We start from the raw sequence: 22,405 nt of genomic DNA on the forward strand, positions 1-22,405 counted from the left end.
CGGCTAAGGCAGCCTTTTCTTTTTGTGATAAGGAAATTATATTGCGAAAATATGGAACTTCCGGCAATGGGATTCGTAATAGTAACAAAGAAAGGGTAAAAGGGGGATTACATGGTCTGGTTACTCCTACTTGCAGTGGTTATCTGGTTTATTTTCTTTTTGCGAAAGAAACTCTCATTTAAATTTGGTTTATCTCCGAAATCTTTAGACATAAAACCGATTAAAGGGTTGAAAAAGCTAAGTGATCACCTGGAGAAATCTCTTAGCAGCAGTTATATGGGAAATGTAGAAGAGAGGGTAAGGAAAGAAATTAAGCTAAAAGAAAATGAGTACAGCTGGCGTCTGCTGGATTTAAAACTCTACTTTATTATGACTTCTCTTTTAAAAGAGTCCCCTATGTTCAGTGAAAAAGTCGATGGCCTGTGGCATCATATGCTCATGTTTACCCGTGAGTATAATGATTTTTCAAAAGGATATTTGGGAGGCACTCTTCATCATAGTCCAAATCTAAACCAGTTGCCTCAACCTGATTTGCGCGGATTTTTTGATTGGGTGTATGGTGAGCTCTTTTTCATAAGAAAGGAAAATATCCATCTTTATAAGGGGTTTTACAGATTCCCTGTACCTCCAAATATAATTGATGATTTTAAGAATTTGCCGGAAAATGAACTAAAAGAGCTCTATTTTAAGAGCGATAGCCAATACATGAATACGGTGCTCTCGCTCATTTCTGCCATGAAAAAAACAGCAAAGAAAGTAAAAAACTATGAAAAAAGCGTCATACAAGAAATGATGAGAAAAAGGAAAAATCAGCAAAACTATAACGCAATGCTGGTTCCTTTTTTATCTGTATCGTATTTTCATTATGATGATTTTTCCAGTTACATGAAAATCAGCAGCAAGGTTTCATCAAGCGGTACAAGCTGCGGTTCGGGCAGTTCCTGCAGTTCCTGCAGCTCCTGCTCAAGCTGCGGCGGGGGAGGAGATTAAGCCGGAAACGAGAGGCCAGGCGCGGCTCAGGCCATCTGTCGGACAGTGAAAACCCCTCACAAAAATGAGGGGATAACTTATTTATCCTGTGCAAGTTCTTTTCTATTGGGAGCAAGAGGAGGCTGTTCTAACCACTTGTTCCTCACCATAATACCGAACCATTTTCGGGTGATTCCCAATGATTTCAGGATTGCTTTTTCATAAGCTAAGGCCAGGTCTGTCCGCATGGATCCGGCTAGGCCCGTCCCGTAATATACTTGTGCGGTTTGAACCAGGAAACCCATATGATATAGCATTAATTTATCGGAAAATGGAGAGTCCTTTGATGTGGTAATCTCTGATTCCAATGAAGTTGGGACTGGCAAGTTATCCTTGTGCAATATTTTTGAAAGGGCCTGCAGGTTTTCATCGGCGGCTTTTTCCAGCTCCTCAAAAAATTTCCTAATCTCTTTCGACTCTGTGACTTGGCTGAATCCGATTGAAAGTGCTTTTGCCATAACTCCCTTTTTAATGTTAAGGGAAATACTGATTATTTCTGTAGAAGATAAACGTCTTCCTTTTCCGAAAAATCCATCAGTAAAGTCTGTTGCAGTAATAATTTCAGGGCTTTCGGCAGGATAAAAATAGGGATCTCTCTGAAAAACTCCTTTTTTCAGAAGCAGCTCAATGGTTAAGTCGTACATGCTTTTGGCATCATCTACACATGAGTTGTAAAACTCCCGTATGTCCTTTCTGACCGAAACACATAAAGCGGTTGTATGACCTAACAATCCATGGATAGTCATAATATGTAAATAATTTAGGCAGAATATGTCTGAAAACAATTTCCCTGCACCTTTATTGAGGTCGGACTCTGTAAACCCAATGGGAACTGGAAATCCATCCTTCTCGATGAAGGAAACAAGCTGTTTCTTTTGCTTTTCCCCTGTCTTAATGGCTATTTCAAAAACTTGTTTTATTTCTTCATCTTCTATAATTGAAATCATATACCTATTTACGATCTCGGTCATTGTTCCGTTTACATACTCCCCCCATAGTGTTCCTATTTCGGAAGCTGTAAGCTTGATATTATCATTTTCCAATTGTGCTCACCTCTTTAGTATTTTTTACTAACACAGAATGATGTATGCAGTTCTTTGGATTAAACCTCTTAGACATGTTCTCGGTGCGATTTCCAAGATTGATGCGGCACATTTTTTGTGCAACTTTTAAGTTGCGTTTGTTGACAAGTAACCAATTGGTTGCTTATAATTTTAATATGAATTTTGACAAAGACGCTATATTCAAAGCACTTGGTGATTCAACACGAAGGCTTATATTGGACGAGTTGTCCGAACGCAAAGAGATGACGCTATATGAACTGACGGCTCGACTCATTATGAAGCATGGCCTTTCCATTTCGAGGCAGGCGATAGCTAAGCATCTTGCTGTATTGGAAGAGGCACAGCTAATCAGATCCGAACGAAAGGGAAAATATCGCGTAATTATTTTTAATAACCAGCCACTTAAAAACTTGCTGAAAAGATGGCTAGAGTAATTTATAAAAGCGGAATAGGGATCCTAACAGAATATGTACCGGCTTTGCTGGCAGCCCGCCGCAAATATCACAGGAGGCAAAAACATGTTGAAAGTTATTGTTACCAGTATCTTCGTCCAGGATCAGGAGAAGGCATTGAAATTTTATACAGAAACGCTGGGGTTTGTAAAAAAGCATGACATCCCAGTCGGGGAACACAGGTGGATCGCCCTGGTTTCTCCCGAAGATCAAGATGGTACGGAGCTCTTGCTGGAACCTAATGTACATCCGGCTGCCACAGAATATCAAAGGAAGATTTTTGCAGAAGGAATTCCGGCCACAATGTTTGGCGTTGCTGATGTTCACGAAGAGTATAAACGATTAATAAACCACGGAGTGAAGTTTACTATGAAGCCAACAGTAATGGGGGACGTCACATTGGCTGTATTCGATGATACGTGTGGGAATCTTATTCAAATAGCGCAGAAATAGCTTTATAAGGAAAAAGAAATTTTTTCATATAAATAAGGCTTTGGTGGAATGAAGTGTTATCTGAATGAAGAGGCTATCTCTTGATTTAATTTGCTGTTGATGACAAAAAATACAAGAAATGTACATGGATATTTGGAAATAGCTCAAATTGCTGAAGATGAAGGTCTTCAGCTTCTTCTCATAGAATTGGGTAATATATACGCAGACAGATTAGAACACATTATTGCAATATAATGGATGATAGAGGGACGAACGTTGTGATTCTGTTTGCTACACTCGAATAATGTCATTTCCTCCCGAATTCTTTTATATCAAAAGAAATTGGGGAGGGTTTTTTAATGTTAATAAGATTTAGAAACATGCTGATGGCCATCGTGGCTGTGGTTCTCATGCTGGCTGCTCCTTCGTTTACAGAAGCGGCGCTTGGGGATCGGACACTTGCCAAAGGATCATCAGGATCTGATGTCGCGGAATTGCAGGATTATCTGATGACAAAAGGGGTATTCCCATACCATACATCAACAGGATACTATGGTTCTATCACAGTGGAAGCCGTCAAGGATTTTCAGCGTAAGCGCAATTTGAAGGCTGATGGTATTGCAGGACCGCAGACAAACCACGCATTAAAAGTACTGAGATATGGGGACATTGGAAAACAGGTCATCCAAATTCAATATCAATTAAAACAAACAGGTCACTATAAAGCTAATTTAGATGGTATTTATGGAAATGGTACAGTGAGCGCTGTCAAGAGCTTTCAAAAACAGCAGGGATTGGCTGCGGACGGAATTGCCGGACCTGCAACGAGAGCAGCGCTTGATCGAAAGGCGAAGCGCGGCACAGCGGCAGGTAAAACAATGACTGTGGAAAGCACAGCATATACAGCGAGTTGTGAAGGCTGTTCAGGTGTGACCAGGATGGGTCTGGATTTAAAAAAGTACCCTGATGCGAAAGTGATTGCAGTCGACCCAAGTGTCATTCCGCTTGGCTCCATCGTAAAAGTGGAAGGCTATGGAACTGCAATAGCAGCAGACATAGGCGGAGGCATCAATGGAAATTCAATCGATGTGTTCATTCCAAGCCAGGGCGATGCCCTTCAGTGGGGAAGAAAAAGCGTACGTGTGGAAATAATCGAATAGGTATGGGCTGGCCCGCACTAATAGTAGTGCGGGCTTTGTTTATTTTAAAAGTTTGGGTTATAAGGAAATTCTTTATCATACCTGTTAAATTTGCAGAGATTAAGGATTTCAACAGATTGTTAAACTTTTTGTAAGTTTATTTGATTAAGTGAATTGCATCACTTTTGTATATTCTTGCTGTTATTATGCTCTCTTTATATACGATAAGGGAGGAACATTCCATGATTAAGTTTAAAATGATATTTATTGTAATTTTATTGTCAGGCGTGATAATGGCTGGATGCAGCTCGGGAAGTAATGCTGTTGATGAACAGAAGTCTGTTTCCGGGGATGCTCAGCAAACGGAAGGCAATAAAGAAGAGGCTGAAGAAAAAACGGAGGTCCAATATTATTACACTGCTAACGAAAAAGGCAGCATCTCCAAAATTGACGCAGTTGACAATTCAATTGTAAAGACAATAGAGGTGGAAGGTTCAGCTCACAATGTGCAGGTATCACCTGATGGAGAATTAATCGGAGCTACGGTAGTGCCAGGGGCAGGACATGGAGGAGGCCATGGCAGCCACGGAGAAGTGAGTGCAAAAGCCGTTTTTTACAGTGTTGAGAGAGATGAACTGGTTCAGGAGGTCGAAGTTGGAAATCACCCTGCACACATTGTTTTTACTCATGATGGGAAGTACGCTGTTATAACAAACAACGAGGATAATACTGCATCTGTCATTGATATGAATAGCTTCAATGTGACAAACACAGTTGAGACCGGCAAAGGGCCGCATGGATTCAGGATTTCATCAGATAGCAAAAGAGCTTACATTGCCAACATGGGTGAAGATACGGTCAGTGTTATTAATCTTGAAACCAAGAAGGAAGAAAAGCGGATTAAAGTGGGAATAGCTCCTGTCACTACGGGTATTACTTCTGATGGAAAAACACTTGTCGCTTCATTAAATGGAGAAAATGCTCTCGCTGTGGTTGACCTCGCTACTGAAAAAGTTGATAAAATTCCAGTGGGAACTGGTCCTGCACAAGTATATATCGATGAGAAAGGTCAGTTTGCCTATGTGGCCAACCAGGGAACAGAAGAAACTCCGTCGAGCAGTGTGACCGTTATAGATCTTGTTTTAAAGAAAGCGATAACTGAAATTGAAACCGGAAAAGGCTCGCATGGAGTGGTAACAAGTCCGGACAACAAGAGGGTGTATGTGACGAATATGTTTGAAGATACGGTCAGCATCATCGATAAAGAACAGAATAAGGTCATTGATACAATTGAAGTAATAGGAGTGCCGAATGGAATAAGCATTACAAAATAAATGTTCGATATGGAAAAGGCGAAAGTGAAAAGATACAAAACCGGGTTCCATTCAATCAGCCAATCCGGGAAACGACTATGGGCATAGAAGCACAGCGTGAAACCGATGTGCGGTCAGGTAGAAAATAGGGGTTCCGCGAGTGTTGTAGCAACAAGATCCTGATGCGCATCAGGATCTTGTTGTTTTTTACATAGATTTATATGCTTAATCTGAATAAAAACATTTCATTTGACGAATCTAGTATTTTTATGGCAAAAGAATGTTGACGAAATGAAGGATGATAGGTAGAATAAGTTTAGTGATAATAATTCTCATTTTCAAATACATATATAAAGGTGGAAAGAAAACATGAACTTATCAAAATTACTAAAGCCTTTTATTGCAACAACAGCTTTAACTCTGGCTCTTGCCGGGTGCGGGGGAGAAGGCACATCAGAAGGTGACAAAGAAAAAGACACCGCTTCCAAGAAGGAAGAGCAGGTGGTCAATGTCTATACTGCCAGACATTATGAAGCAGATGAACAAGTATACAAAGATTTCACAGAAGATACAGGCATTAAGGTCAATGTTGTTAAAGGGGAAGCGGAAGAGCTGATTGAGCGCCTGAAGCGTGAAGGCGAAAGCACAGAAGCCGACTTATTTATTACAGTGGATGGCGGTGTCCTTGCACACGCGAAGGATAATGATATTCTGCAGCCGGTTGAATCCGATGTGATCAGTGAAAATGTTCCTGAGAACCTGCGCGATAAGGAAAACAAGTGGATTGGAATGGCGACCAGAGCACGTGTTATCGTGTATTCCAAGGATAGAGTTACCCCGGATCAATTATCAACTTATGAAGATTTAACAAGTGATAAGTGGAAGGGCAAAGTGCTTGCTCGTTCTTCAACAAGCCTTTACAACCAGTCTTTGCTTGCTTCTTTCATTGAGTTGAATGGTGAAAAGGCGGCTGAAGAATGGTCTGAAGGCATTGTGAAAAACTTCGCGCGCCAGCCGGATGGCGGTGACCGTGACCAGGCGAAGGCTATCGCAGCCGGCATTGGTGATGTAGGGATTATGAATACGTACTATGTAGGATTGCTTGCCAATTCATCAGATCCTGAAGAAGTGAAAGTGGCAGAAGGTCTGGGTGTATTCTTCCCTAACCAGGACACAAACGGCACACATGTAAACATTAGCGGAATTGGATTAACGAAGCACAGCAAAAACCCTGAAAATGCAACTAAGCTAATCGAATACATGACTGGAAAAGAAGCTCAGGAATATTTATCAGCGAACAACTATGAGTTCCCTGTTAATCCTGACGCAGAAAAGCCTGAAATCCTGAAGTCATGGGGCGACTTTAAAATGCAGGAGCTTGACTTTGATACTTTAGGAAAGCATAACCAAAAAGCCATTGAGATCTTCAATAAAACAGGCTGGAAATAATCATGAATACGGAATCTGTTAAACATTTTTTTCGAAAAGATTTTAACGGATGGTGGCTGGTAAGCTTGATTGGGGCGGCAATTATTTTGCTGCCCATCTTGTTTATCTTTTTTTCTATTTTCCAGGAACCGAATGAAAACTGGTTTCAGATTAGGGAATATCTATTAAAAACTTATGCTGCCAATTCGATTATTCTCGTAGTGATGACTGGGCTATTTACAGCCATATTAGGGGTGAGCCTGGCCTGGCTCGTTGCCGCATACGATTTCCCGCTGAGGCGCTTTTTTAGCTGGGGGCTTATTCTCCCGCTGGCCATTCCTCCCTATATCGCTGCTTACACCTATCGGACGATGTTAAGCTACACAGGGGTCGTACAGGTTACATTAAGGAACAAGTTCGATTATCAGATCAATCCGGAATGGCTGTCAATCTCCTCCCTGAGAGGGGCCGTATTTATATTTACGATCTTTCTTTTTCCGTATGTATACATTATCTGCAGAGCGTTTCTTGAAAACCAGAGCTCTTCTTTCCTTGAAAATGCAAGGCTGCTGGGAAGAAAGCCTTTTTCGATTTTTGTAAGAATTGTCCTCCCGCTCTCCAGGCCGGCAATCGTGGCCGGCGCTGTGCTTGTCATTTATGAAGTCTTAAGTGATTACGGAGTAACAAGCTATTTTGGCATCCATACGATTACGACAGCCATCTTCCAGACGTGGTTTGGCATGTATGATGCAGATTCAGCCATGAGGCTGGCGGCATGGCTAATGGTCATTATCGTTGGATTATTTTTTATAGAAAAATTGCTCAGGCAGGGGAGACGCTATAATATCAGCAGCAAATCAAGGCCTCTGGTCCGTAAAAAGTTAAAGGGGCTTCAGGCAGCAGCGGTGTTCAGCTATTGTTCGGCCATCTTCCTGCTCGGGTTCTTTATACCCGTGGTGCAGCTGCTGGCATGGACCAGGCTGACCTTCGCAAAGGTATGGAACGACACGTTCTTTACTCTGTTAAACCAGACTGTTTTTGTTGGGATGATCTCTACGGCGCTGATACTCTTATTTGCTGTGATTATCGCCAATGTAACGAGGTCGCATTCGAACGGGGCCTATGTTTTATCCAAACTGGCAACAGCCGGCTATTCGATTCCCGGGGCCATTATTGCGATTGGGATCCTGGCGTTATTTATAGAACTTGATTCTTTGCTTGCGCCATTTTATGCTTATATGGGATGGGGAAAAGCTCCCCTTATCTTAAGTTTATCTCTGGCTATGCTCGTGATTGGCTATACCATCCGATTTATGGCAACAGGCTATAATGCTGTTGAAATCGGATTTGAGAAAATCGGGCCGAAATATACAGAAGCATCCAGGATGCTTGGATTCGGCGTCACTAAAACCTTTTTCAAGGTGGATTTGCCGCTGATCAAAGGCGCTTTATTCAGCGGGTTTATTTTAACATTTGTAGAGATTATTAAGGAACTGCCTTTGGCTTTACTGCTCAGGCCGTTTAACTTTGATACCCTTGCTACGAAGACCTATCAATACGCAAAAGATGAGATGATTCATGAAGCAGCTATTCCTTCTCTCATGATTATCCTCATAAGTGTTTTATCTGTAGCGGTGTTCCAAATGATTGATAAGAAGGTGAAGAAATGAACATCCTTACCATTCAAAATCTGACATTTTCATTTCCAAAAGCCCGTGTTCCTGTAATTGAGAATTTCTCTTTTAGAGTGGACGAGGGGGAAATCGTTGGCATACTCGGACAGAGCGGAAGCGGTAAAAGCACGCTGCTCAGATTGATTTCAGGGCTTGAAATTCCGAAGTCGGGAAGCATTGAAATCGCAGGCACAGAAGCAGCCGGAGAGAAGACTTTTGTACAGCCGGAAGACCGCGGGGTGGGCATGGTATTCCAGGATTATGCCCTTTTCCCTCATATGTCAGTAAAGGATAATCTTTTATTCGGTTTGTCGCGCCTGCCGCGAAAAGAAAGATATCCTCGTGTCAGGGAAATGCTTGAGCTTGTCCAGATGACAGAGTATGAGAAACGATATCCGCATGAGCTCAGCGGCGGTCAGCAGCAGCGGATTGCTCTGGCCAGGGCTCTGGCTCCCAAGCCTAAGCTGCTGCTGATGGATGAGCCATTCAGCAATTTGGATGCGAACTTAAAAGGATCGATCAGGGATGAGCTTTTGATGATACTGAAAAAGGCAAACATGACCTGTATTATGGTGACGCATGATAAGGAAGATGTCGAAGCCATTTGCGGCCGAAGCATCGTATTTGGAAGAGCGGAAGGAACACCATGTGAAGCTCCTGGAAAAGGAAGTAAACTTACATTTGTAAGGTAGTTCGGAAAGGCTCGCAATAGAAGCGTGCCTTTTTTTCTATACTGTCAGACAAGCTTTCATAAATTGTTCATATTTATTTGCTATAGTACTTTGGTATAGTTAGAGATGAAGAAAGAATAAGGATGTGAAAACGATGAAGATCAAATTGGTTCTCGCTGCTTCACTGATTTCAATGGCATTAGCTGGCTGTGGACAAGCAGACTCCAAAGAAGATGCTGCTTCAGAGACTGAAGACATCAAAGCATTAGTGAACGATTACAGCGTTGGAAATATAAAGACCGGATCTGCCTCCATTACCTCGGAGCAGCTGATCGTTAAAGAATCGGACGGAGAGGAATTATCCTATGATCTGCCGGAAGAAGAGTTTTTCGTATCGATTGCGCCTTACGCTAATGAAACCCACCCTTGAACGAATCATAGCTTGACAGGTTGTCAAGGTGAACTGGCTGAAAAAGAGTTTGATGTATATATTGAGGATTCAAAAGGCAATGTGATTTTGGATGATAAGGTCAAAACTCAGGCAAATGGGTTTTTCGATTTATGGCTTCCAAGGGACAAAACCTATCAAATAAAGATTAAGCATGATGGAAAAGCATCAGAATCGGAAATTTCCACTTTTGAGGATGATGCTACATGCATTACCACGATGCAATTAACATAAAAGCAGGGGAATACCTGCTATCGGGCTGCCATTTGGCGGCTCTTTTTTTTGAGAAGTTGTATTCCTTTTTCTGGTTATTATGTATAATAATATTCAAATATATATTTGAATATATTACGGGGAGGGAGAGCCATGATAAGCTATGAAACTGTCATCATTGGCGGTGGTCAAGCCGGATTAGCAATGGGATATTTTTTAAAAAAAGAGAAGATATCCTTTGTGATAATAGAAAAAAACGGCAACGTGGGGGACTCCTGGAGACAAAGATACAAATCCCTTGTTTTATTTACTCCGCGCCAATATAGCAGTCTGCCCGGACTGCAAATGAGAGGTCCATCAGAGGATTTTCCGACGAAGGATGACATGGCGGATTATCTGAATGACTATGTGAAGTATTTTGCTCTTCCGGTCATGCTGGATACGAACGTCACTCAGTTGAATAAGCTGCCAGATGGCTCGTTTATTATAGAGACTACTAACGGTAGCCTTAAAGCTCAACAAGTTATCATCGCAGCTGGTGCCTTTCAAAAACCTTATATACCTCCTGTTATTAAAGAGGGAACAGGTGCTTTCCAGCTTCACTCTTCAGAATATCGATCACCGGAAGAAGTGCCAGACGGTGAGGTATTGATTGTGGGCGGTGGCAATTCAGGTGCGCAGCTTGCTGTGGAGTTAGCCAAAGACCGGAAAGTCACAATAGCTGTTGGCCATCGCATGAAATTTTTCCCCTTAACCGTACTGGGGAAAAGCATTTTTTATTGGCTGGAAAAAATCGGCCTGCTGTTTGCGGGGACAAGTACGATTAAAGGCAGCTGGTTTCAGAAACAGAAGGACCCGATTTTTGGAAAAGAGCTGAAAACACTCATTCAGAATAAGAAGGTTGATGTAAAGCCGACAGTTATACAGGTCAGTGATACAGAAGTTCTCTTTGGAGATGGGACTCAGAGGAATTTCGAAAGTATCATATGGTCTACTGGTTTTGTTCCCTCATACGATTGGATTCATATAGAGGGTGTGGTCTCTGGTGAAGGAAAACCAATACATAAAAGGGGGGTTACTGAAATAAAGGGGCTTTATTTTATTGGTTTACCTTGGCAATATCAGCGAGGATCCGCATTGATTTGTGGAGTTGGGCAGGATGCTGAATATTTGCTTAGTGCAATGCTTTCTAATAGAACATAGAATGATTAACACTTATTAACTATAACAAAATGAAGAGAGGACAGCCTTTATCATGGTAAACGTTTCAAATGCAGTTAAATTGGAATCCATCAAATCTTTCCAATCGACAATAGGTAAACTCGAAAAGGCCCTGACTCAGATGACTGAGAAAGGTGCCAATACTACCCTGGTAGAAAAGCGGCACAAAGCATGCTGCATCGGCTTAGCTATCCTGGAGAATGTATGGGATCAGAAACTCCATCCTTATACCAGAGAGGAGTTAGCTGAAGCCCGCAAAGTTCTTATTGGTTTAATGCCTTCAATAGAGAGCGCTTATGCCAAGTTAAAAGAGGGAAGTCCCCAGAGGACGCTTTTGGAAAGAAGAATAAAAGCGTTAGAGCTGGCTGGGGAAGCGCTCGAGGATTTTCTTAAATAAATTATTGTATTACAGGAAAGCGGCTTTTTATTTGATATTCCATGTAATAGATGATCTAACGGGAAATGATTGAACTTAAGTTAAAACAAACTTAGTAGGAACGTCTGCCGGATAGGCAGACAGGATATCTTGAAATTGATATTTTAGTATTCATAATCTTGTTCTTGTTCAATAAGTTCAAACCAGCTGTTTTTCTTCTCGGGCTGGTTAAAAGGCTTCATCTTATGGATTCAAATATCATCTGTTTTTTCAATTTGAAACTTATACTTGAAACCTTCAGAGATGAAATCAAATTTATCAGAAGCCAGCAGGCTTTTTAGTTCAGTTTCAAATTCCTCGGCAGATCTTATACTGTCTTTGGCAAGGTCGATTTTAATAGTGGGCTCTGGTTCGATAAAACTTATGACTCTTTGAATATCTGTAAAATATTCTTCTTCAAAATATTCATTTAAGATAGATTCGATTTTAACTAAGTTACTTTCTGCCTCAACTTCCTCCAGAGGTCTTTTTATAATATCAAAACTATATTGTTTCAGATCTTCTTGTGTTATTTGCTTTGAAAGATATTCCTTCAGTTCTTTTTCGCTCTTTAATGCATCCATAACAATATAGATAATTGATTCTTCATGACTTACGGAATAGCCAAATAAACCAAATTCATCATCCACAATGTCAAGAACAGACATGATCTGACTGCTCTTATCTTCTTGACTAATAGGAGCATCCTCTTTTTTGACAATCACATCAAATACAAATAGTGCAGTAATGATTATTAAGATAGAAGCAAACGTCTTCATGTCACCCTCCTTTATTACAGTTTACCAAAATAACCCACCTAGGTGTGGGTTTTGTTTAGGATCCGCTGCTAATACGTCAGTTTATAACTTTCTAAATAAGATTCGGCTAATCATGAAAGGAATAGCACTAAAGGTGTTGAATAGTTTATCCAAAGTAAGCTTATTAGAGGGTGTGTTATATGAGTAAATGGCTTGGCTCGGCGGGAGTTTGCATTAGCGGGGATAAGGTTCTAATGGTATTGCAAGGGACAGCAGACGAACCAAAACGCTGGTCTGTTCCTTCAGGCGGTTTGGAAGAAGGAGAAACATTTGAAGAATGCTGTATCAGGGAGATAAGGGAAGAAACAGGGTTTGAGGTATGTGTGATACAGCCTATTTTCAATAAAGTGAGTTGCAGTGGGGAAGTAAGATATTTTGAAGTGGAGATAATTGGAGGAAGAGCAGCCATTCAGGATCCTGATCATTTGATTTATGACATTGACTGGAAGAATATCGAGGAATTAAGAACCTTAGAGCTATCGTTTCCCGAAGATCGAGACTTTTTAATTACTCTACTATCTTTTGCTTATTGTGGAGAAGATTATTGAGTGGAATTATAAAAGTGCTTGAAATTATGAGACATAAGAAAGATGTAAACCCAGTTAAAAAAAGTAAGGTAATTTGACTCTAATTAAAAATCCAACTGCAGCGTGCAGCCTGGCAGATATGAATATAAGGATTCGCAAACTCAGGAACAGTTGCTTAAACAGGCAGATTCTTCTTTAAAACTCCAAGGCCAGGCAGGTTAAAAAGGGAGGATAAATGGTATCCATTTATCCTTTTTTGTATTTAGCCTCTGTCCACAAAAACACACTCGTGATAAATTTAGCGATCGTAATGACAATTAAATAACCAGCAAATAGATAGATATAATTTGCGTTTCCATAAAGCCTCATTAGCCCTATTGCGACCAGAACCGGCTTAAAGATAAATGCCATAACCGCAGAGGTAATGATCATATACAGATAGTAATTCTTTTCCCGGCTTATCGTCCATTGGTAAACAAGCATAAAAGTAACAGGAACGAAACTCGAATCAAGGGTTAGCCCTGGCAGCATTGGGATCACTGGGAAAGGATAGTTTAAGTATCCTGAATTTTTCGCAAATAAGTCAATATATCCGAATATTACATGAATACTGTAACCATAGAAACCAAAGAAAAAAATTCTGTTTTTATCAATTTTAAAAAACAAGTAGATAAGAGGACCTATAAGAAGTGCTGCCATTAACCAGTATTCAAATGAAGTATAAAGATCAAAATCTAACCAATACTTATTTAGAGCCTCTTGTCCCTCTTTCCCCATTCTCACTATATGATCAAATTGCTCAAGTCGCTTATCCGGCATTTACCGAGTCACCCTTATAAAAGTATATTTAAGGGTATTTTAGCTCTAAAACAGGAAAATATTCACAACATGGCATATTGTCAGAAGGCTCTTGATGTATACTGTATTTTGAAGGTATGTTTTAGAGGTGGAATGACTATCAGGCTGGCAGAAGTAAGACCGGAAAAAATTATGACAGTCAGAAATCTTGTTGAAATATTAGACTGCCATATATTTGTTTAAGTATCTAAAAATGGTAGGCGTAACATATAAAACCTTCTGCTTCTCTAAAGCCTTCTTGCACATACAATGATTTTGCTTGCTCATTTTCTCCATTTACAGATAAATATATTTGTTTGTATGACTGGTCTAATCCAAACTGCATAGCTTTCCGCAGAAGCATTCTTCCTAACCCTTTACCTTGGTACTCTGGAATCAAGGCAAGAGACCCGATATTCATTGTCTGAATATCATTATATTCATCGTCGGAACATTTCACCACTCCAACCGGCCTTTCATAATGGTAGAGTATCATGGCCCCGCCATCAAGATAGTCATCAGAAGCCATCATTTTCTTTACTTGGTCCGGGCTCATTGGTGTTTCGCTCCCTTTAAGCTTAGCGAAACCAGTGTTTCGGACCATACACCAGATTTCTTCGTCCTTCCCTGATTCATAATTTTTGATTTCATAGTTTTCCGGAAGATTTACTGACGCAACCGGTGAATGATCTCGTAAAAGGATAAACGAGTACCGTTCTGCTGAAAATTGTAATTGTGATAAATTACTTTGCAGCTTCTTATTATCAAGCGGTATAAATATAAAATATTTATCGTAGCCTTCTTTATACTTCAACAATTCGTTCATTAAGCCTTTATAAACATCAATATCTTCAATCTCAGAGTGGAAAATGCGAAATCTTGATTTCCGCCCGCTTTTCGCATATTCATCCATAATCAAGGAAGCAACTGCTTTTACTTTCCCATTTTCATCAATTGCTAAATAGGTTGGGTTCTCTTCAGTATCTTGAAACTGTTTTAAATCATCCTCATATAAAAAGGAAGAATCAACTGCTCCTTTATGAATCCTGCAGTAATTTAAAAAATCTTCTACTCTTCCATTTGATAAGCGCTCAATTTTCATTTACACATACCTCCCCTTAAATAAAATAATACACATGAACGAAAGAAAATGAATAGGTATACAGCAGAACTATAAGTAGACTTTACTTAAAATAAGTGCCTTAAGCTTTAAAGCCGGTGGGGGACCAGACATCATTCATTAAATGTTAAGCTGCCAAGCCAGGTGGCTTTTTGTTATGTTACTAACGGGGAGGATCGTTTGTTGTACTATCGAGGGCAGTTGTTGAATAAGAAGAGGTTTTATACAAGGAGAATTCAACTAGAATTGGAAATCGTTATTTCTGGGGTGCAGCCTTAAAGAAAAAGGAGGAGGTAATTTAATTAAAAGGGAGAATGTTAATAAGCATATTATTGAGAGGAGTTTGAAGATGTATCATAGTTTAAGCGATTTTTATACATCTTGGGAATTTGAGGCAGGAGCTACAAGCAGGATTCTTAAAAATCTCACGGATGAATCATTAAAGCAAGAAGTCACTCCAAATCAATGGTCTTTAGGACGTATTGCATGGCATACGGTCACTTCTATTAAAGTTATTAGTTCACAGGCAGGATTAAGGTTTAAAGCTCCTGATGAAGACTGGTCTGTCCCATCATCCGCTAACTTCATTGCTGAAAGCTATATTAAATCTTCACATGAATTTGTTGAGGCTTTGAAAACTCAATGGACTGATCAGACTCTTATGGAACAAATTGACTTCTTTGGAATAAACATGACAAAGGGAAGTCTTTTATTATTTTTAAGCCAACATCAAACTCATCACCGGGGACAAATGACTATTCTAATGAGACAAGCAGGAATTAGTGTTCCAGGGATCTACGGTCCTTCAAAAGAAGAATGGGCACAATTAGGAATGGCTGAACCAAAACAGACTTCATTTGGCTAAAATTTTTAGAGACTGTATTGCATCTAGATATTTAATCAATTCACTATTAGACAAAGACTCCTAATAACCACACTATTAAAGACCGATTTTGTTATTCAACTAAAGGGGCATTTTTATGGAAAAAGGACTTATCATTCCTAGAGTCCTATTTATTTATTATAATACCTTGCATTATATAGTATTTTATTTTATCTTTAGATAAGGGGGTGGGCAAATTTGGAAGTTAATAAAGAAGTGCTAAAGGGTCATATTGATACGTTAATACTGTCTTTACTACATACTAGAGATTTGTACGGATATGAGTTAGCAAAACTGGTTCGAGAAAAAAGCGAAGACCAATTTGAAATAAAGGAAGGGACACTTTATTTATCTCTAAAGCGTTTAGAAAAAAATAAATGGATTGAATCTTACTGGGGCGATGAACAAGGACCAGGAGGAAGAAGAAAATACTACAAACTTACACCACAGGGTGAAGAAGGTTTTGAAAAAAAGCGTTTGGAATGGCAGTTTGTAAAAAAAATTATTGATTCGTTTTTAGAAGGGGGAGAACAAGCATGAAACAAATAGAATCGTATGTTGATGAAGTTTATCATAATGTTGGTGGGAATAAGAAAGACATTGAAGATTTAAAAGCAGAAATGAAAAATCATTTGTTAGAAGCAGTTCACGAATTGAAATCAGAGGGAAAATCAGAACAAGAAGCTATTGAAATAGCAATTAACCGTTTTGGCGGAGAAAATGAAATGCGTTCTGTTATAGGGCAATTATTTAAAGCACAAAAAGTATTTGCAAAATGGGTGCTTTATCTAGCTTTAATATGCCTTATTACTACTGTTACCCCATTTGGAGTTATATGGTCATTAGAAGAACAAAATGCACGCGAAAATTCCATTGTTGCGACTAAAATTTTTGATGTGTTGGATGGAAAAAGAGCCATTTCAAAAGATATGGAAGAAGAAATAAAAGGGCTCGTTCAAGGAACAGACCAAATTTCACAAATCGAAATTTATAATGTAAGTAATGTTGATAATAACAATTTGGTATTTGATTATGTAAGAGATACAAAGCCAGATTACCGATATGAACAAAAAGTGTGGAATCCTGAATGGCTTCAAGCCGATTTCTTTCCTTATGGAAACGGCGATGGTAAACGGTGGTACGTTGAAATGGAAACGAGACATATTGGTAGTTTAATGTCTATAATTTTGTTCTCAGGGATGGCAGTTTATATAACTTTGTTCACTATTTGGGCAACCGTTAATGCTTATCATCATAAACGATTAAATATTGGTTGGGTTATCGTGTTTACTTTATTAAATATTGTCGGTTATTTGCTTTATTTTTTAGTAGGGAAAAGAAAAGTGCCAGCTTAGATCTGTGATACAAAAACAGGAATGATAGGTATTCCTGTTTTTTCAACTAGCGGGCAGGTTAATGGAAAAAGGAAAAATATTGGTAATTACAGAAGTTTTATAGAAATAAAAATATAGTGAGGTGTGAAATGGAAATTAGGATAGCAACAGTGAATGATATTAAGGAAATAACTATATTGATGGAACACCTTGGATATCCCACAACAATCGAAAAAATGAAAAAACGATTTAGCAATATTGAATCTAGTCCAGACTACCATACTTTGTTAGCATTATATGATGCTAAAGTAGTTGGAATGATAGGACTTGTAAAAGGGTATTATTATGAATTAGATGGCTTATATGTTCGTATTGTAGCCCTTGTGGTAGACTCAAATCACCGTAATAAAGGGATAGGTAAACAGCTATTAAACGAGGCAGAAATTTGGGCAAAAAAAATTGGAGCAACGGGAATAGGGCTAAATAGTGGGAACCGACCAGAGAGAATTAATGCTCATAAATTCTATAAAAATAGTGGCTATATAGAAAAAAGTGTTGGATTTGCAAAAAGGCTTATCTAAAATACCCACTGTAAAGTTTGTGAATAATTGTACTTAAACAAACGGGTGCGTTAGTTAAACAAAGGGGAATTGAAAAAGACGTAGAAATGTTAGATTAGGTAAGTAGCTATATTTTGGAATGTTTATTCACCAGGAGGTGTGTATTTGTCAAAGGGGTTGCTCCATCATATCGAGCTGTACGTATCAAATTTGGAAAGGTCATCCGAATTTTGGGGGTGGTTTCTCGAGGAGTTAGGATATGTATCTTTTCAAAAATGGGAATTCGGACAAAGCTGGAGACTAGGTGAAACCTACATTGTCTTTGTGCAGGCAGAGGAACGCTTTCTTGATATTCCATATCATAGATGCCGAGTGGGGCTGAATCATCTGGCATTTTATGCTGAATCACGGCTTCACGTTGATGAAATAACGAATGTATTAGAGGCTAAAGGGGTCAATATCCTTTATAAAAACAAGCATCCTTTTGCGGGAGGAACTGCTCATTACGCAGTCTATTTCGAAGATCCTGATCGAATTAAAGTTGAATTAATTGCTCCTTTATAAAACGTGGTCTGCTTCTATTTATTATGGAAAGTGAAATTTATGAGCGGGAGGCTAAAAATGTTTATTGTAAATGTAGAAGGGGCTATAAGGAAAAATGACAAGTGGCTCATTGTTGAAAGAAGTAAAAAAGAGGAACATGCAGGTGGTTTGCTTTCCCTTGTTGGAGGAAAGGTGGATTTAGAAGGAAACTCATCAAATATTTTAGAAAGAACTGTAAAGCGTGAAATTTTAGAGGAAGTCGGGGTAAAAGTAAAAGACCGTTTAACTTATATACACAGTACTTCTTTCGTAACAGATACTAATCATAATGTAGTAGATATTGTTTTTCTATGCGAATATGAATCTGGTGATGCATTACCTTTATGTTCCGATGAGGTCGAAGAGGTGTTATGGCTAACAACTGAAGAGATCTTACATCACCCGAAAGCGCCTGTTTACTTAAAAGAAAGTATTAAGTATGCTGAAGCATTGATTCCAATCCATTAGTAGCAGGGTTCTTTTAATATCGGATTGTATAGAAAAAGCAGCCCAATTTCTCATTAATAATTTTGAGAAATTGGGCTTTGAACTTTTCTTAACTATTCTTTTATCAAGAACTATGCTTTACAACAGAATCTATAATCTGATTCCAGTCTTCACTATGAATCTCATGGCCAGTTCCATCAAGTGTCATCAATTCAGAATGAGGGATGGCTTTCTTAAGCGCAAGCCCGTGCTCGTATGGGAGGGCCGGGTCTTCTGTTCCATGAATGATGAGAACCGGTACGCGGATCTGATCCATTCTATCATAATATTCTTCTCCGCCTTGAAGCAGGGCATGGTTAAATCTGCTCGGCAGCTGATTGGCGCGGTCTGCTTCTCTTGCTGCAAGTTTAGACATTCTTTCCTGTTCGAAAGGCTTGGAGCCGGCCAGTGTTTTCCATCCGCCAGCGAGATAAGGAATGACAGCATCCCGATCCGACCAATCGATGGAAGCACTCTCCGCGTGGTAATCCAGTATATTCTGATCCATTGGCGGCAGCTTTTCCATCTCAGTTCCAAACACACTTGATGCGATAAGCGTAAGTGTCAATACACGGGCCGGATATCTTAAGGCAAGAATCTGTCCAGTTAATCCGCCCATGGACATCCCGACAATATGGGCCTGATCAATGTGATAAGCATCCAGTACGCCTGCTGCATCGTCAGCCAAGTCTGTTATTGTATAATTGGAAGTCCCGGGTTCATAAGTGGTCGATCTTCCCAGATCCCGATGATCGTACCGAATGACAAATCTCCCCTGATCAGCCAGACGGTGACAGAAATCCTCGTCCCACCAGTCCAGTGAAGACATTGCGCCCATGATCAAAAGAATTGCTGGATCCTTAGAGTTTCCAAAGCTCTCTGTACATATATCCACATTATTTATTTTCATTATTTGTTCACTCATCTTTTACCTCCGTATGATCGTATCATTGTTCTAAATATCGCAGATCAGATTCTTTCCGGAGCATTTAGACCTGCCCCTGTTCATAATCTGTGCCGAATCCACTTGATAATCATGACGAGGCCTCCTTTAATTTTTTTGCAAGGGACTCATCCCTATATGTATTACCCTAACATATCTCTAAGTACTTTAAAGCTAAATTTTCCGGTGGTTTCTGCTTTAGACTGCATGAGGAGATGTGGGCATCTGGATTAAAAAAGAAATAAAAAGAGCCATATTTACGCTAAAACTGTAAATACGGCTCTTTTTTTATAATTATCTATTGAAATAGATGAATTCCTGTGATAAATTTATATAGATGCACATTATGTAATTAAAGTTAAGTGTATTATCCCTATCTTAATTATATAATGAAATCGATTCGTTTGTCAACCTTTTTATAAATATTTTTAAGGAGTGTTTGCTATGAATTCAAAACTTCAGCACGAGCAAAATCGATTGGACGGTGTAATGGAGACGATTACGGAGGAAGTCCGCAGATTGGAAGAAGAAACCTCCAGGCGTAAAAACGAAGTAGTTCATATCCGCAAACACTTTTGGGATGAAGTCAAGGTGAACACAGATACCTTTGATGATTATTTGGAGACCATTATCGGTTTGAGGCAGGAGGCACAGGCTCTGTCTGTCAGCCAAAGCACCCATCGGCATGCTTCAAAGCGCTTGTCCACCCTGCGCCGAATGGAAGAGGTGCCCTATTTCGGCCGGATCGATTTTACGGAAGAAGGCTCTTCCGAACAGGAGCCTGTTTATATTGGCATTGCTACGTTAAGGGATCAGAGCGGCGAGAATTTTCTTATTTACGACTGGAGGGCGCCGGTTTCGAGTGTGTACTATGATTATCAGCCGGGGCCTGCTAAGTATGAAACACCCGGAGGCACAATTGAGGGCACATTGGAGAAAAAGTGGCAATATCTGATCCGCCGCGGTGAACTTCAATCCATGTTCGATACGAGTCTGACCATTGGGGATGAAATTCTGCAGCAGGTTCTCGGCAAGGGAACTGATAAGCATATGCACAATATTGTCGCGACCATTCAACAGGATCAAAACCGGATCATCCGTCATGATCAGGGAAGGCTGCTCATTGTTCACGGTGCGGCCGGAAGCGGCAAGACGTCAGCTGCCCTGCAGCGGATTGCTTATCTGCTTTACAAGTACCGCGAAAATCTGAATGCTGATCAAATCATTCTGTTTTCACCTAATAGGATGTTTAACAGCTATGTATCCAATGTGCTGCCGGAGCTCGGGGAAGAGAACATGCAGCAGGTTACCTTCCAGGAATATTTGGATCATCGGCTGGGTAAAGAATTCGCCGTAGAAAATCCATATGAGCAATTGGAGTATGTCTTAACTGCTGCGAAAACCCCTGACTACAGATCAAGGGTTGCGGGCATTAAATTTAAAGCATCTGCCCGGTTTTTTGAGGCCATTAATGCGTACTTGAAGTCGCTGGAGTTATTCGGAATGTTGTTTAAGGATATAAGTTTCAGAGGAAAGCCGATCGTTGCTGCTCAGCAAATGGCAGATCAATTCTACAGCAGCGGCACTTCACTCCGTTTTCATAACAGACTTGAGAAGCTGGCGGATTGGCTTATTAAGCAAATTACTGAAGCTGAAAAAGCTGAACGGTCCAAGGAGTGGGTACAGGAGGAAATCGAACTGCTCAGCAATGAGGAATACCATAAGGCACATGCCTACCTGGCGAAAAAACGCGGCTTTACAGGGGATTCGATTCATGATTATGAAATCGAGCCTGAAGCGTTAGCCCGCCTGATTGTCCGGAAAAAATTCAAGCCGCTGCGAAAACAAATCAGGGCCATGCGTTTCATTGATATTAAGGCGATATACAAGCAGCTATTTGCAGATCCCCTGAAGATCCGAGAGTGGATGGAAGAGGAGATGCCGGCAGAATGGGCTGCTATCTGCCAATCGACACAGGAAATGCTCGGTGAAGGCAGATTATGTTATGAAGATGCTACTCCATTTTTATATGTGAAGGAGCAGATTCAAGGCTTTCAGACGAATAGTTCGATTAAACATATTGTGGTGGATGAGGCGCAGGATTACTCTCCGTTTCAATTTGAGTTTTTAAAGCGTTTGTTTCCTGCTTCCAAGATGACGGTGCTCGGTGATTTTAACCAGGCGATTTTCGCCCATGCCAGCGAAACGGCTGATTTTCACACACTCACCAGCCTGTATGGTCCGGATCAGACAGAACTGATTAATTTAGCGAGGAGCTACCGGTCGACTAAACCAATCATCGAATTTACACGAAGACTGGTTCCTAACGGGAAAGAGATCATCCCGTTTGAACGCGATGGCAAGCTGCCTGAGCTGAAGCAATTATCAGATCACACCGAACTGCACAGCTTCATTGCCTCCCAGGTTGCTGACTGGAGAAGCCAGGGGCTTAACAGCATGGCCATTATCTGTAAGTCTGCTGAGGAAAGTGCAAAGGCCTATGAAGCCCTGTCCGGCATCGATGGAATAAAACTCCTGAGGAGCAATTCGACTGAATATGAAGAAGGAGTCGTTGTCGTACCTTCGTACTTGTCCAAGGGCATTGAATTTGATGCCGTCATCATTTATGATGCATCGGAAAAAGTATATGGTGATGAGAGCCTGCGCAGAGTGTTTTATACCTCCTGCACGAGAGCGATGCATGATTTGCAGCTCTGCAGCGTGGGTGAACCGAGTCCGTTCTTGCAGGATGCTTTGCGGGAAGGTCTCATTCAGGTCTGATCAGGTCAGGTCAGTTGTATCCTGTAATCAAATCTA

24 protein-coding genes are annotated in these 22,405 nt (G+C 40.3%); 19 read left to right on the forward strand and 5 right to left on the reverse strand.

Annotated elements, in window-relative coordinates:
• Positions 1 to 111 precede the first annotated feature (111 nt).
• Entirely contained in the window at positions 112 to 990 is an 879-nt protein-coding gene (locus CHI10_RS10025; RefSeq protein WP_095244153.1) for a glycine-rich domain-containing protein, read from the forward strand.
• Positions 991 to 1,067: 77 nt separating this feature from the next.
• Here the strand turns inward: CHI10_RS10025 and CHI10_RS10030 are convergent, their stop codons facing one another.
• Positions 1,068 to 2,072 carry a DUF3231 family protein gene (locus tag CHI10_RS10030; RefSeq protein ID WP_095244154.1) on the reverse strand — a complete coding sequence of 335 codons (1,005 nt, stop codon included), beginning with the start codon at positions 2,070 to 2,072 and terminating at the stop codon, positions 1,068 to 1,070.
• A gap of 176 nt (positions 2,073 to 2,248) precedes the next feature.
• On the opposite strand from CHI10_RS10030, the gene CHI10_RS10035 reads away from it, so the two are divergent.
• From CHI10_RS10035 to CHI10_RS10085, 10 genes are all read left to right on the forward strand, one after another.
• The gene (locus CHI10_RS10035) at positions 2,249 to 2,527 is read left to right on the forward strand and encodes an ArsR/SmtB family transcription factor (RefSeq protein ID WP_095244183.1); all 279 of its coding nucleotides are present in this window, start codon (positions 2,249 to 2,251) and stop codon (positions 2,525 to 2,527) included.
• A gap of 87 nt (positions 2,528 to 2,614) precedes the next feature.
• On the forward strand, positions 2,615 to 2,998 hold the full coding sequence (locus CHI10_RS10040; RefSeq protein ID WP_095244184.1) for a VOC family protein: 384 nt from the start codon (positions 2,615 to 2,617) through the stop codon (positions 2,996 to 2,998).
• A 338-nt stretch (positions 2,999 to 3,336) separates the two neighbouring features.
• On the forward strand, positions 3,337 to 4,137 hold the full coding sequence (locus CHI10_RS10045) for a peptidoglycan-binding protein (protein ID WP_095244155.1): 801 nt from the start codon (positions 3,337 to 3,339) through the stop codon (positions 4,135 to 4,137).
• A gap of 221 nt (positions 4,138 to 4,358) precedes the next feature.
• Entirely contained in the window at positions 4,359 to 5,450 is a 1,092-nt protein-coding gene (locus CHI10_RS10050; RefSeq protein WP_179288995.1) for a YncE family protein, read from the forward strand.
• Between the two features lie 348 nt (positions 5,451 to 5,798).
• A complete protein-coding gene (locus CHI10_RS10055; protein ID WP_095244156.1) occupies positions 5,799 to 6,878 on the forward strand; it encodes a Fe(3+) ABC transporter substrate-binding protein in 1,080 nt (359 codons plus the stop codon).
• A gap of 2 nt (positions 6,879 to 6,880) precedes the next feature.
• A complete protein-coding gene (locus tag CHI10_RS10060; RefSeq protein WP_095244157.1) occupies positions 6,881 to 8,527 on the forward strand; it encodes an ABC transporter permease in 1,647 nt (548 codons plus the stop codon).
• Positions 8,524 to 9,222 carry an ABC transporter ATP-binding protein gene (locus tag CHI10_RS10065; protein ID WP_095244158.1) on the forward strand — a complete coding sequence of 233 codons (699 nt, stop codon included), beginning with the start codon at positions 8,524 to 8,526 and terminating at the stop codon, positions 9,220 to 9,222. Before CHI10_RS10060 ends, CHI10_RS10065 begins: the two co-directional genes overlap by 4 nt.
• Before the next feature lie 133 nt (positions 9,223 to 9,355).
• Positions 9,356 to 9,883: a CueP family metal-binding protein gene (locus CHI10_RS22310; protein ID WP_179288996.1), complete on the forward strand. Its 528-nt coding sequence runs from the start codon at positions 9,356 to 9,358 to the stop codon at positions 9,881 to 9,883.
• A 132-nt stretch (positions 9,884 to 10,015) separates the two neighbouring features.
• Complete coding sequence (locus CHI10_RS10080) at positions 10,016 to 11,065, forward strand: flavin-containing monooxygenase (RefSeq protein ID WP_095244161.1); 1,050 nt, start codon at positions 10,016 to 10,018, stop codon at positions 11,063 to 11,065.
• A gap of 52 nt (positions 11,066 to 11,117) precedes the next feature.
• A complete protein-coding gene (locus CHI10_RS10085) occupies positions 11,118 to 11,480 on the forward strand; it encodes a hypothetical protein (protein WP_095244162.1) in 363 nt (120 codons plus the stop codon).
• Positions 11,481 to 11,710: 230 nt separating this feature from the next.
• Here the strand turns inward: CHI10_RS10085 and CHI10_RS10090 are convergent, their stop codons facing one another.
• Positions 11,711 to 12,277, reverse strand: coding sequence for a YolC/YozM family protein (locus CHI10_RS10090; protein ID WP_095244163.1), 567 nt, complete (start codon positions 12,275 to 12,277; stop codon positions 11,711 to 11,713).
• A 179-nt stretch (positions 12,278 to 12,456) separates the two neighbouring features.
• On the opposite strand from CHI10_RS10090, the gene CHI10_RS10095 reads away from it, so the two are divergent.
• On the forward strand, positions 12,457 to 12,864 hold the full coding sequence (locus tag CHI10_RS10095; protein WP_095244164.1) for an NUDIX domain-containing protein: 408 nt from the start codon (positions 12,457 to 12,459) through the stop codon (positions 12,862 to 12,864).
• A 225-nt stretch (positions 12,865 to 13,089) separates the two neighbouring features.
• On the opposite strand, the gene CHI10_RS10100 is transcribed toward CHI10_RS10095, so the two are convergent.
• A complete protein-coding gene (locus CHI10_RS10100; protein WP_095244165.1) occupies positions 13,090 to 13,662 on the reverse strand; it encodes a hypothetical protein in 573 nt (190 codons plus the stop codon).
• A gap of 226 nt (positions 13,663 to 13,888) precedes the next feature.
• Entirely contained in the window at positions 13,889 to 14,782 is an 894-nt protein-coding gene (locus CHI10_RS10105; protein ID WP_095244166.1) for a GNAT family N-acetyltransferase, read from the reverse strand.
• Positions 14,783 to 15,149: 367 nt separating this feature from the next.
• Between CHI10_RS10105 and CHI10_RS10110 the strand changes: the two genes are divergently transcribed.
• From CHI10_RS10110 to CHI10_RS10135, 6 genes are all read left to right on the forward strand, one after another.
• Positions 15,150 to 15,665 (forward strand): DinB family protein, encoded by a 516-nt coding sequence (locus tag CHI10_RS10110; RefSeq protein ID WP_095244167.1) that lies wholly within the window; start codon positions 15,150 to 15,152, stop codon positions 15,663 to 15,665.
• A 216-nt stretch (positions 15,666 to 15,881) separates the two neighbouring features.
• Positions 15,882 to 16,223, forward strand: a complete 342-nt coding sequence (locus tag CHI10_RS10115) for a PadR family transcriptional regulator (protein ID WP_095244168.1) — start codon at positions 15,882 to 15,884, stop codon at positions 16,221 to 16,223.
• Positions 16,220 to 17,038 (forward strand): permease prefix domain 1-containing protein, encoded by an 819-nt coding sequence (locus tag CHI10_RS10120; protein ID WP_095244169.1) that lies wholly within the window; start codon positions 16,220 to 16,222, stop codon positions 17,036 to 17,038. The genes CHI10_RS10115 and CHI10_RS10120 overlap by 4 nt, the downstream gene beginning before the upstream one ends.
• A 128-nt stretch (positions 17,039 to 17,166) precedes the next feature.
• Complete coding sequence (locus CHI10_RS10125) at positions 17,167 to 17,598, forward strand: GNAT family N-acetyltransferase (RefSeq protein WP_179288997.1); 432 nt, start codon at positions 17,167 to 17,169, stop codon at positions 17,596 to 17,598.
• Positions 17,599 to 17,742: 144 nt separating this feature from the next.
• A complete protein-coding gene (locus CHI10_RS10130; RefSeq protein WP_095244170.1) occupies positions 17,743 to 18,141 on the forward strand; it encodes a VOC family protein in 399 nt (132 codons plus the stop codon).
• 57 nt (positions 18,142 to 18,198) lie between these two features.
• Positions 18,199 to 18,627, forward strand: a complete 429-nt coding sequence (locus CHI10_RS10135) for an NUDIX hydrolase (RefSeq protein WP_095244171.1) — start codon at positions 18,199 to 18,201, stop codon at positions 18,625 to 18,627.
• 103 nt (positions 18,628 to 18,730) lie between these two features.
• On the opposite strand, the gene mleCBF is transcribed toward CHI10_RS10135, so the two are convergent.
• Positions 18,731 to 19,570, reverse strand: a complete 840-nt coding sequence (mleCBF, locus tag CHI10_RS10140; protein ID WP_095244172.1) for a CBF family alpha/beta fold macrolide esterase — start codon at positions 19,568 to 19,570, stop codon at positions 18,731 to 18,733.
• 462 nt (positions 19,571 to 20,032) lie between these two features.
• Here mleCBF and helD point away from each other — a divergent pair, with 462 nt between their 5' ends.
• Complete coding sequence (helD, locus tag CHI10_RS10145; protein WP_095244173.1) at positions 20,033 to 22,369, forward strand: RNA polymerase recycling motor HelD; 2,337 nt, start codon at positions 20,033 to 20,035, stop codon at positions 22,367 to 22,369.
• Positions 22,370 to 22,405: the final 36 nt, after the last annotated feature.

This window comes from Bacillus sp. 7894-2 (genome assembly GCF_002272225.1).
In the GTDB taxonomy this organism is placed as follows: Bacteria; Bacillota; Bacilli; order Bacillales; family Cytobacillaceae; genus Cytobacillus.